The sequence below is a fragment of the Spirilliplanes yamanashiensis genome (assembly GCF_016863475.1).
In the GTDB taxonomy this organism is placed as follows: Bacteria; Actinomycetota; Actinomycetes; order Mycobacteriales; family Micromonosporaceae; genus Spirilliplanes; species Spirilliplanes yamanashiensis.
Genome location: NZ_BOOY01000018.1, coordinates 92,829 through 103,855, shown reverse-complemented (window position 1 = coordinate 103,855; position 11,027 = coordinate 92,829). Strand labels below are relative to the sequence as shown.

Here is an 11,027-nt window from a genome sequence, read left to right as displayed (position 1 = left end):
GCCGTCGTTACAGAGCTGCTCGCCGGGAAGCGGCTGCGCCTCGGCTCCCATGCTGAAAAACGCGGCAGCCATGTGCGCCGAGTTGGGTGCCGCCAGCTGACAGCCTGCTTCGCCCAACGGCGGGCTCGGGCGGCTAAGTCCCGCGAGCGTGAGATGCTCGTCCTGATGGCGGAGTCATCGCCGCGCTGGCCGACCGGCTATTCATCACCGAGAGCGAGTGCAACACATCCGCTGCATCTTCGCCAAGGTCGATCAGCCCTTGAAACATAGTGGACCGCCGGGTCGCGGCGACTGTGTGCTACCTCAAGCTCAGGACGTTATGCCCCGCGCCCCGGCCTGGGTCAGCCAACCCGGGTACTCGGTCATCAGCAGGTCAAACAGCGCGTCGTCGCTCATCTCTAAGGGGTCGGCGACAGCGAAGAAGTCGGTGTTGTCGAGGAATCGGCCGGGCATGTCGTCGAGCTCCTCGAGGAACGTGAATTCGCCGCCGCCCCGCGATCGCCGTAAGAACCCGCCGCCGCGGGCCGGCGCCTCGCCGATGCCCATGAACTGGATGAACATCGGCTCGTAGCTGGACGACTGGATCTGCGCCCGGGTGACGTCCTTGTCGAACGTCGCGCCGTCGGTGATGAACATGACGTAGACGGGCGGGCCGCTGTGCGGGCCGCTGCGGGGCCCGGCCGAGCCGAAGTAGTGCTCGCGGATGCGGGTCAGGGCCTTGCCGTAGTAGGTGCCACCCTCGAGCGCGTGCCGGCGCAGCACCTCGGACAGGTGGGTGCGGTAATTGTCCAGGGTCATGGCGCCCGCGGTGTGGCTGTTCGCGCCGAACAGAAAGCAGTCGATCGACGAGTCGTCGTCGAAGCGCATGCCGAGCGCTAAGACCCGCTCGGCCAGCGCCTGGATCTTCCCGGCGCGGTACAGCCCGCCCATTGAGCCGGAAATGTCGAGGCAGATCGCGACGCGGGCGGTGTGCTCGCCGAGCCCTCGCTTGCTCAGCGACATGGCGGCGCGCTTGGTGAGGTCGAGCAGGTGTTGGTCGCCCCGGTCGGCGAGGGTCTTTTCCAGCCGCACTAGCTTCTCGGCCTTGGTCAGGCTGACGGGCGCCCCCGCTGGGGCGGGGAGAGCGGGCGGGGTGGGCAGGGCGGCCGAGGCCTGCGGCGCCGCGGGTTCGTCCACGCTGATACCGAAGTCGGTGGCTAGGCCGGCGAGCCCGGAGTCCCAGCCCTGGCCGACGGCGCGGAACTTCCAGGCGCCGCCGCGGCGGTAAAATTCGCCGAGCACAAAGGCCGTCTCGGTGTCCGCCCGCATGTCGTCGAAGCGGATCAGTTCGGCCCCGGTGGCCTGGTCCAGGATGCGTAGGTGCAGACCAGGCACGCGGCCGATGGGCTCGCCGTCTGTCGAGGCGGCGAGCGCGATCCGGTCGATCGCCGGCTCGATCGCGGGCAGGTCGACGGCCACGGCGTCCGTGACAGGTCCTGCCGCGGCGGGCTGCTTGCCCGCGTGGCTCACCGCGCCGGAGGCGTGCCGCGGGGCGTTGTAGAAGACGAAGTCACCGTCGCTGCGAACCTTGCCGTCCGCGGTAAGCAGGAGCGCCGACACGTCGACGTCCGGTGCGCCCGCGCCCGCAGTCCAGCCGAGAACGGCCTGCACCGACGGTGCAGCGACGGCCGCGTTGGCGCCCTTCGGAAGTACGGTCATGCCAAGCATCGTGCCAACCGGAAGCCGGTATAGGGGATAAACCGGCGGATCGCGCCAACGAGCCGGTAGGCCCACAGTCCGGCGACTATCCTGTCCGTGCGGCTTATGGTCGAAATGTCCGAGTGGTCCGGTGCGCGGCGGCCGGCGGTACAGGAAGGGATCGCGCGTGCGCTACTTCTCGACCCTGTCCCCGGCCCGCAAAGCGGCGCTGTTCCATCGCGTGCCCGGCGAGTTCTTCCGTGACAGCTCAGCGCAACGGCTCGCGATGGCGCTGGGCGCCACACTCTATGCGCCCGCCGTCCGACCTGACCTGGCCGCGGACATCGCCCGCTGTCACCGGGCCGGGGTGATGAGCATGGTGTGCTGCCTGGAGGACGCCGTCCGCGACGACGAGGTGGCCGACGCCGAGAGTAACCTCGTCCGCCAGCTGCGCCGGTACGCGGCCGATGGCGGCGAGGGCCCCCTCCTGTTCGTCCGGGTCCGGGCGGTCGAGCAGATATCCCGGCTGGCCGACCGGCTGGGCGACGCGCTCCGCATGCTGAGCGGATTCGTCTTACCTAAGTTTCGTTCTGACGCGATTGGCCACTCCGGCGTCGAGACGGTGCGCAAGCTTGGCGCCGACGCTGGCCTGCCGATGTACGTAATGCCCGTGCTGGAGACCCCCGAGGTGGCTTGGGCGGAGAGCCGCCTCGCGGCCCTGCGCGACCTGCACGGCTTCCTCGACTCGTATCGCGAGTCGGTGCTCGCCGTTCGGGTCGGCGGGACTGACCTATGCGGGCTCTACGGCCTGCGCCGCCCGGTCGAGCTCACCGCCTGGGAGATCGGCCTGGTCGCCGGCGTGCTGACCGACATCGTAAACGTCTTCGGCCGCCGCGACGGCAGCGGCTTCCCGGTGACCGGACCGGTCTGGGAGTACTTCGCCGGCGGCGACCGCATCCTGCGCCCGCAGCTGCGGGCCTCGCCCTTCGCCCAGCACGAGCCCGACGGCGACGACCTGCGCCGCCGCCTCCTGCAGCGCTCGCTCGACGGCCTGATCCGCGAGACGATGCTCGACCGCGCCAACGGGCTGATGGGCAAGACGGTCATCCACCCCACGCACGCCTCGACGGTGCACGCACTCAGTGTGGTGAGCCACGAGGAGTACAGCGATTCGACGGCCATTCTCGGCGACGGCGCCTCGGTTCACGGGGGGGTGCTACGCAGCGCCTACGACAACAAGATGAATGAGGTTGGTCCGCACCGGCACTGGGCCGAGCTGACCCTGCAGCGCGCCGAAATCTTCGGCGTCGCGCGAGAGGGCGTCACGTTCGTCGACTTCCTCGACGCCCACGACCGCGTGGGCAGCACCGCGTGAGCGACCTCGGCCGCGGGCCGGGCGCCTGGACCGCCGAACGGCTCGGCATCCGGCTAGCAGACGCGCCGGGAACGCCCATACCCGTCGCCGACCTCGCCGGTCTAGCGGTGCGGCGCAACCCGCGCCGCGCCCACCTGGTGGTGTCGCGGGTGCTTGGCAAGCACGTGCCGGTCGACCCGCACCTGGCGTGCACGGCCGGCCGCGCGCTCGCCCGGCGCGTCGCCGGGGCGCTTGCCGCCCGCCCGGGGACCGGCGCGCCGCTCGTCCTCGGCTACGCCGAGACGGCCACGGCCCTCGGGCATCTGGTCGCCGACGCCCTCCCGGGCGCCGGCTACCTGCACTCGACTCGCCGCTCGGCCCCGCCGGGCGCGGCGGTGATACGGTTCGAGGAGGCGCACAGCCACGCCACCGAGCACCTGCTGCAGCCGGCCGACCCGGCCATGGTGCCCGCCGGCGGCCCGGTGGTCCTTGTAGACGATGAGCTGACCACCGGCCGAACCGCGGTCGCGACGATCCGCGCCCTGCACGAGTTGCACCCCCGTCCCCACTACGTGGTGGCGAGCCTGCTGGACCTGCGGTCGGATGCCGACCGGCAGGCCCTCGCCGCCGTCGGCGCCAGCCTCGGAGCCCGCATTGACGTGGTGGCGCTCGGGGCCGCGCGGCTCGACCTGCCGGCCGACGTGCTGCGGCGCGCGCAGCGGCTCGCCGATGCCGTGAACCAGCCCGACGCCCCGGTCGTTGCTGTCGGCGCACCGGTGCAGCGGCTCGCCCCACGGTGGCCCGCCGGGCTGCCGGAGGGCGGCCGGCACGGCTTTACCACCGCGCACCGCGAGCCGTTCACCTTAGCCGTTGACCGGCTGGCCGGCCACGTGTCGGACCTGCTGCCAAGCCGGGGCGACGTCCTCGTGCTGGGCGCCGAGGAGCTGATGTACGCCCCGCTGCGGCTCGCCGCGGCGCTGGCGGGCCGCGTCGACACGCCGGTGCGGTTCTCTAGCACCACCCGGTCGCCCGTGCTGCCCGTCGACGACCCAGGCTACGCCGTACGCACCCGTCTCACGTTCCCGGCGCACGACGGGACGGACGGCGTCCGGTACGCGTACAACGTCGCCGCCGGGCGGCACGGCGTCCGCTTCGCCCTCGTCGTGCTGGTCGTCGACGACGCGGGCGATACCCCGGACCTGTGGCGCGAGGACGGCCTGGTCGCGGCGCTGCGCAGCGCCGCCGACCGCGTGACGGTCGTGGTGCTGCCTGTCGTCCCGGCCACGTCCCTGGCGGCGGTATCCGCGCCGGCGGCCGCCCGGTGAGCCGCCCCGCGGCCGCGCCGCTGCACGGGCCGGGATTTTCGTCCTACGCCGCCGACGAGGTCAGCTGGCTTCTCACCGACCTGTCTGACGTGGAGCTCGAGGCTCCGGTCGAGGAGCGTGAGGAGGCGATCCAGGCGGGCACCGCCCACTACGCCGAGTCCCTGCCCGTCGAGTATCAACCCACCGAGGAGTACCTGCGGCTGTTTTACGCCGCGCTCGACGCCTCTGCCGACCGGGTCGCCCGGGCCGTTGGCACACTCACCGAACTGATCCTTGCCGAACGCCCGTCCCCGGCTCTGGTGTCGCTGGCCCGGGCCGGCACGCCGATCGGCATCCTCATGCGACGGTGGGCCGCCTTCGCGCACGGCCACCGGCCGCCGCACTACACCGTGTCGATCGTGCGCGGCCGGGGCATCGACCGGACCGCGTTGCGCTACCTGGCCGAGGCGCACGACCCGCGGCAGGTCGTCTTCGTCGACGGGTGGACCGGCAAGGGCGCGATCTGCCGGGAGCTGCGTCAGGCGCTTGCGGCGGTCTCCGCCGAGGAAGGCTTGTGCTTCGACCCGACCCTCGCGGTGCTCGCCGACCCGGGCAGCTGCACGACCGCGTACGGCACTCGCGACGATTTCCTCATCCCGTCCGCCTGCCTCAACTCCACCGTTTCGGGCCTCGTCTCGCGCACGGTGTGCAACGACCGGCTCATCGCCCCGGAGCAATTCCACGGCGCCAAGTTTTATCCGGAGCTGGCTGCGGCCGACGTGTCGGCGCTATTCCTCGACCGGATCAGCGAGCGGTTTCCCGCCGTGGCCGGCCGGGTCGCCGCCGAGTGGCCCGAGCTCGCAGCCGCCGACCGTCGGCCCCGGTGGAGCGGCTGGCGCAGCGCAGAGGCGCTGTGCTCACGGTATGGCCTCGGCGACGTGAACTTGCTCAAGCCGGGGGTCGGCGAAACCACCCGGGTGCTCCTGCGCCGCGTCCCATGGCGGGTGCTGGTGCGCCCGGACGCGGGCGCGGAGCTGGACCACGTGCGCCGGCTGGCCGCCGAGCGCGGTGTGCCGGTCGACGAGGTGCCCGGGCTGCCGTACATGTGCGTGGGCTTGATTCGGCCGCGCGACGCGACCGCGCCAGCGGCCGCCGGCCGCCCCGGCGGGACGGCATGACGACCGTCGTCGCCACCGATCTCGACGGCACGTTGCTGTTCTCACAACGCGCGATGGCGGCCGGTAGCCGCCGCCCACCGGCAAAGGACCTCGTCCCGGTCGATGTGGAGGGCGGGCGGACGTATGCGTACATGACCACCGCCGTGATTCGGGACTGGGCCCGGCTCGCCGGGGCCGGTGCGCTCGTGCCGGCGACCACTCGGTCCGTGCCGCAGTACCGACGGCTGCGGCTGCCCGGCCCGCCCCCGCACATCGCCATCGTCTGCAACGGCGCGCGGCTGCTCGTCGGCGGCGAGGCCGAGCCGGCGTGGGAGCACCGCGTGCGCCGCCGGATGCGCGGTGGGGTCGCGTTCGACGTGGTATGGCGGGAGGCGACGGGCTGGTACCACCGGCACCCGTTCGCCGCCCTGCGCGCAGTCGAAGACCTGTTTATGTACCTGACCGTTCGCGAGCGCGCGGACTGGCTCACGGACGTTGCCGCCCAAGCCGCCGCGTGGGCCGGCGGCGTCGGCTGGCGTGCCTCCCTGCAGGGCCGCAAGCTCTACTTGCTGCCGAGGACGCTCGACAAGGCCGCCGCGGTGGCCCACGCCGCCGAGCGCCTGGCGGCCGACCGCCTGGTCGCCGGCGGCGACTCCCTGCTCGACGCAGGGATGCTACGCGCCGCGGACGCGGCGATCCGCCCCGCGCACGGGGAGTTGCACAGCACGGGGTTCGCACTCCCGCATTGCCGCACGACCCGGGAGGCCGGCGCGGCTGCCGGCGACGAGATCATCGCCTGGTACGGCAGCCAGATTCATGCTGCCCGACTGGCGATCTGACGAGCCGAAAGAGTTCGCCCGCGGGCATAAGAACGCCCTGTCCGCGCTGACCGCTGACGTCGTCGTCGGTGTGGCGGCTCCGCGGCAACACGAGGAAGGGCTGGCAGACGCAGGTCATCGGCGACGGCATCGTCATCGTGCAGCCCGGCCGCGCTGCTGCCGCCGTACGACGCGCTCGCCGGCATCGACCTCGCAGGGCGCCTCGGGCTCGATCAGTGCGGCTTCGGTTGCCGGTGACGCCGGTTTTTCCAACCCCCGGCGATCGCGGCGGGCCAGCGGTTACGTTGAGGTCGCGCCGCCGACCGGCGGCGGAACCATGCTGCGGTTCCCCTCCCGCGGCGCGTCTGAACGAGGAGGGCATTGTGGGAGTCAGTCTTGCCAAGGGCGGCAACGTCTCGCTGACCAAGCAGGCGGGCGCCGCTGGTCTGAACGCCGTTACCGTCGGTCTCGGCTGGGACGTGCGCACCACCACCGGCACCGACTTCGACCTGGACGCCTCGGCGATCGCGGTCAAGGGTGACGGCAAGGTGCAGACCGACAAGCACTTCGTCTTCTACGGCAACCTGACCAGCCCCGAGGGCGCCATCGAGCATACCGGCGACAATCTCACGGGTCAGGGCGACGGCGACGACGAGCAGATCAAGGTCAACCTGGCGTCAATGCCGCAGGAGATCGAGAAGATCGCCTTCCCGGTGTCGATCTACGAAGCCGAGCAGCGGTCGCAGTCGTTTGGGCAGGTGCGCAACGCGTTCATCCGGGTGGTCAACCAGGCGAACGGCGAGGAGCTCGCGCGCTACGACCTCAGCGAGGACGCGTCGACCGAGACGGCGATGGTCTTCGGCGAGCTGTACCGGAACAACACGGAGTGGAAGTTCCGGGCCATCGGCCAGGGCTACGCGAGCGGCCTGCGCGGCATCGCCCAGGACTTCGGCGTCGGCGTGGGCTGATCCCACGACCGCATGTTCACTTCGGTGGCACCGTCACGAGATGGCGGTGTCACCGTCGTACCAGCTGATCCGGTCGAAGCCGTATGCGGTCGCGGCGTCGCGCATCGAGCCGGCGATGTGCTCCCACTCGGCGCGCACGACATATTCGCCGGACAAGTTGTAGAGCGACATCAGCACCAGGACGCCGGGCGCCGGCGGCCCGTCGAGCGGGACCTCGACGCGTGACCCGCCGTACGTGGTAAGCAGCAGCGTCCCCGTCCAGGGGACGGCGGAGTCACACGCGGCGACCAGAATCGCGCGATCCAGCTCCCGGCAGCGCAGCAGGTCGAGCGTCACCGTCTGCGACTCGCCGTTCGCGGTTAGCGTGAGCGGGTCGACGCGGCCCGGCACGCCACCCGGCCACACCACGGTGCAGCGGCCGGAGTGCAGCTGGAAGGCGCAGCCCAGGCGCGCCGAGTGGGGCGGCCAGAGTCCTTGGATCCGCAGCGCGCCTATCGCCGACTGCAGTCGGTTGAGCAGCACCGTCGGCCGGCGCCGCGTCAGCACGGTGGCGCCGTCGGGGCTGGGCCGCCGCGGCACGAACGCGGGCGCCGCCGGAGCGGTCGGCGCGGCGGGCCGAGGGGAGAGCTCGAGTGAGGTGCCGGCGGGCGCCGCAGCCGCTGTCGCGGCCGGCCGGCGCGCGGGTCCGCGACCAGCGATGAAGTCGGCCACGGCGGCCGCGGGCGCGCTCGCCGGGGGAGCAGCTGCCGCGCGAGCGCGCCGGCGCAGGTACGGAAGGTCCGTGCGCGGCGGACGGGATTGGCCGGCGGTCACAGTCGGACCCCGTAGTCCTTCGCGATGCCAGCAACCCCGTCGTTATAGCCTTGACCGATTACCTTGAACTTCCAGCCGCCCTGGTGCCGGTACATTTCGCCGAGGGCCAGGCCGGTCTCGGTGGTCAGGCCGGCGGCAAGGTTCTCCGAGTGCACGAGCTCGACGTCGTCCGCAAGGTTGAGCACCCGGACCACGCAGGTGCGCAGCTGGCCGAAGGAGCGGCGGGCGGCGATCCCGTCGTTGAGGTACATCACCATGACAATGCGGGCCACGTCGGCCGGCACGGCGCCGAGGTCGATCTCGATCTGCTCGTGGTCGTCACCGAGGGCCCGCTCGAGCTGGGTCACGGACAGGTCGGGGGACGCCAGCTGGTTGAAGAACACGAAGTGCTCGCTAGTGAGCGCCTGGCCGTGGCCGTTGCACAGGATCGCGGCGACGACCGCGTTCTCGATGACCGCGCGCTCGGCCCCGGCGTGCAGGCGCACGCCCAGCACCACCCCGGTGAGCTGGGGAATTTCCCGGGTGAGCGCCACATTAGCGCCGCGCCGCATGGTCGCCATCACAGGTCCAGGTCGGACTTGTGGAATTTCGTGCGCAAGAACGCACCCTGCGTCGCCAGCGCGTCCAGGTCGTGCGTGCGGGCAGCGCTCAGTGTGCGGGTGGCGCCGTCCTGCATGGTAGTCAACTGCTCCAGCAGCATTCCAGCCGATGCGGCCGCGGGGTGGTCGCCCAGCGCGAGGTAGCTGCGCAGGCTCGTGGGCAGGTAGTCGCGCGCGACGCCGCGCACGGTCAGCGTCGCCTGGATGTCCAGTGACCGGGTGTCGGCGGTGTCCAGGATCTCCCCCAAGGTATCCACAATCCAGCGCGCCCGGACCACCGCCGCGGTGGGCAGCCGACCGGCGTTGCGGTTGACGTAGCGGTGCAGGCCGGCGAGCGCCGAGCGCAGGGCCGGCACGTCGTCGTCCGCGTCGTCGGCGGCTCCGTCCGGCGACCGGCCGGCGCCGTCCGGCGTCGAGTCCCTGCGGAACCAGCGCAACACCGGTCGTCAGCCCGCGCTCAGCCGGTCACCTCGCCGCGCCGGGTCCGCTCCAGGTACGGCTTGGCCCGCGCGATCTGGCCCTCGAGCGCCTGGACCGTTTGCGCCATGGAGTTGACCGCCTGGCCGCGAAACGTGTCCACCGCGTCCATCGTGGCGAACACATTGTCGAACGCCGCCTGCAGCTTCGCCACGTCCACGGTCGACGTAGCCGCCTGCTGGTTGATGGCGGCGCCCTGCGTGCGAAGCTGCTCCGACGTTGACTCGATAAGGTTGGACGTCACCGTGTTGAGGGCGTTGATCTGGTCCAGGACGAGCTTCTGGCGGGACAGCGCCTGAGAGACGATGACGGCAATGCGCAGCGCGGCGATCGTCGTCGTCTGCGCCCGGTCAACGCCGCGGATGAGTTCCAGGTTGTTGCGCCGGATGAGGTCGAGCGCCATGTAGCCCTGCACGTTGACGGCCATCTGGGTCATCAGGTCCTGGCGCCGCTGCCGCACCGGGAACAGGGCGTCTGAGCGAAGGGTGTTCGCGTCCTCAGTACGGCCACCGGCCTCGAGCGCCGCGACCTTCGCATCGATGGCCTCGTCCAGCGCCGCCGCCAGCTGGTTGTACTCGCTGAGCCGCCCCATCATGGCCCACATGGTGGCCTTCTCGGTCTCGATCGCCGCGTTGTCCTTGCGCAGCTCGTCCTGGCCGGAGTCGAGGGCCTTGATAATGGCATTGAGCTGCGACTGGGCGGACTGGTACCGGGCGAAGTAGCGGTCCAGCCGGTCGCCGCCGGGCAGCCACTTAAGTACTTTGCGCGCTCCGGTGAGGTCGGCACGCTTGGGGTCGAGCTCGGTGACGGTGATGCGCAGGTCGGTCAGCGTCTTCGCCACCCGGCTCTGCGCATCCCCGGCGCCACGGTTCTTGCCAAGCGCGGCCGCCGGGCGCTCCAGCATGCGGTTCGACATGGACGCGGCGGAGCGCATCTCCTCGTCGCCCATGGTGGTGATCGAGGTGACCTTCTGGGTGAAGGCAGGAGACTTCGTGTCGAGCGCCGCCAGCTCGTCGACGAAGGCGGCCGCCTTGGTGCGCAGCTCTCGTTGCTTCTCGGTGGTGACGGGTACCGCCCCGGCAGCCTGCTCCGGTTCGACGACGACGATCGCCTCGGGCGGCGTGAGGACCAGCCCGCCGCCCGGCTTGCCGAGATCCAATTCGGACATAATGCTGCCTCCTTCGGCAGAGGGGTGCCGCGGGCCGGGTCAGCCGACGTTGACGCCGAAGTCGCGGGCGATGCCCGCCAGGCCGGAGGCGTAGCCCTGGCCGACGGCGCGGAACTTCCACTCGCCGTTGTGCCGGTAGAGCTCGCCGAAGATCATCGCTGTCTCGGTGGACGCGTCCTCGGTGAGGTCGTACCGGGCCAGCTCAGTGCCGGTGTCCTGATCGACGACCCGGATGAACGCGTTGCGGACCTGCCCGAACGACTGGGACCGCTGCTCGGCTTCGTAGATCGACACAGGGAAGGTGATCTTCTCGCACTCCGCCGGCACCGCGCCGAGGTCGACCAGGACCGACTCGTCGTCACCGTCGCCGTTACCTGTCAAGTTGTCGCCGGTGTGCTTCACGGAGCCGTCGGGGCTGACGAGGTTGTTGAAGAAGACGAAGTGCGCGTCGGACAGGATCTTGCCGGAGCCGTTAAGCATGAGGGCGCTGGCGTCAAGGTCGAAGGCAGCCCCGGTGGTCGCCCGCTCGTCCCAGCCGAGCCCGACCAGGGCCACGCGCAGATTCGGCGCCTGCTTGGTCAGCGAGACGTTGCCACCCTTGGTGAGGCTGACGGACATTCGGTCCTCCTGATGTTCCGGTGCCGGGCAGTGCAATGAGAAGACTCCTCGGAATGCGCCCGTAATGGTAGTCC

Annotated in this window: 11 protein-coding genes; 5 read left to right on the top strand and 6 right to left on the bottom strand. The window is 71.1% G+C overall.

Features of this window, described 5'->3' with window-relative positions; genetic code table 11:
• Positions 1–309: 309 nt before the first annotated feature.
• Positions 310–1,698 carry a VWA domain-containing protein gene (locus Sya03_RS12545; RefSeq protein WP_203938426.1) on the bottom strand — a complete coding sequence of 463 codons (1,389 nt, stop codon included), beginning with the start codon at positions 1,696–1,698 and terminating at the stop codon, positions 310–312.
• A gap of 166 nt (positions 1,699–1,864) precedes the next feature.
• On the opposite strand from Sya03_RS12545, the gene Sya03_RS12540 reads away from it, so the two are divergent.
• The 5 genes from Sya03_RS12540 to Sya03_RS12520 all read left to right on the top strand — a co-directional run bounded on the left by Sya03_RS12540 (position 1,865) and on the right by Sya03_RS12520 (position 7,278).
• Positions 1,865–3,052, top strand: coding sequence for an HpcH/HpaI aldolase/citrate lyase family protein (locus tag Sya03_RS12540; RefSeq protein WP_203938425.1), 1,188 nt, complete (start codon positions 1,865–1,867; stop codon positions 3,050–3,052).
• Positions 3,049–4,356 carry a phosphoribosyltransferase family protein gene (locus tag Sya03_RS12535; protein ID WP_203938424.1) on the top strand — a complete coding sequence of 436 codons (1,308 nt, stop codon included), beginning with the start codon at positions 3,049–3,051 and terminating at the stop codon, positions 4,354–4,356. The genes Sya03_RS12540 and Sya03_RS12535 overlap by 4 nt, the downstream gene beginning before the upstream one ends.
• Positions 4,353–5,513 carry a cysteine protease StiP family protein gene (locus Sya03_RS12530; RefSeq protein WP_203938423.1) on the top strand — a complete coding sequence of 387 codons (1,161 nt, stop codon included), beginning with the start codon at positions 4,353–4,355 and terminating at the stop codon, positions 5,511–5,513. Before Sya03_RS12535 ends, Sya03_RS12530 begins: the two co-directional genes overlap by 4 nt.
• Positions 5,510–6,331 (top strand): HAD family hydrolase, encoded by an 822-nt coding sequence (locus Sya03_RS12525; RefSeq protein WP_203938422.1) that lies wholly within the window; start codon positions 5,510–5,512, stop codon positions 6,329–6,331. The genes Sya03_RS12530 and Sya03_RS12525 overlap by 4 nt, the downstream gene beginning before the upstream one ends.
• Before the next feature lie 362 nt (positions 6,332–6,693).
• A complete protein-coding gene (locus Sya03_RS12520) occupies positions 6,694–7,278 on the top strand; it encodes a TerD family protein (RefSeq protein ID WP_203938421.1) in 585 nt (194 codons plus the stop codon).
• Positions 7,279–7,311: 33 nt separating this feature from the next.
• On the opposite strand, the gene Sya03_RS12515 is transcribed toward Sya03_RS12520, so the two are convergent.
• From Sya03_RS12515 to Sya03_RS12495, 5 genes are all read right to left on the bottom strand, one after another.
• Positions 7,312–7,989 (bottom strand): hypothetical protein, encoded by a 678-nt coding sequence (locus tag Sya03_RS12515; RefSeq protein ID WP_203938420.1) that lies wholly within the window; start codon positions 7,987–7,989, stop codon positions 7,312–7,314.
• 98 nt (positions 7,990–8,087) lie between these two features.
• On the bottom strand, positions 8,088–8,651 hold the full coding sequence (locus Sya03_RS12510) for a TerD family protein (RefSeq protein ID WP_203938419.1): 564 nt from the start codon (positions 8,649–8,651) through the stop codon (positions 8,088–8,090).
• Positions 8,651–9,130: a hypothetical protein gene (locus Sya03_RS12505; protein ID WP_203938418.1), complete on the bottom strand. Its 480-nt coding sequence runs from the start codon at positions 9,128–9,130 to the stop codon at positions 8,651–8,653. The genes Sya03_RS12510 and Sya03_RS12505 overlap by 1 nt, the downstream gene beginning before the upstream one ends.
• Positions 9,131–9,147: 17 nt before the next feature.
• Positions 9,148–10,335 carry a toxic anion resistance protein gene (locus Sya03_RS12500; protein ID WP_203938417.1) on the bottom strand — a complete coding sequence of 396 codons (1,188 nt, stop codon included), beginning with the start codon at positions 10,333–10,335 and terminating at the stop codon, positions 9,148–9,150.
• A 39-nt stretch (positions 10,336–10,374) separates the two neighbouring features.
• Positions 10,375–10,953 (bottom strand): TerD family protein, encoded by a 579-nt coding sequence (locus Sya03_RS12495; RefSeq protein WP_203938416.1) that lies wholly within the window; start codon positions 10,951–10,953, stop codon positions 10,375–10,377.
• Positions 10,954–11,027: the final 74 nt, after the last annotated feature.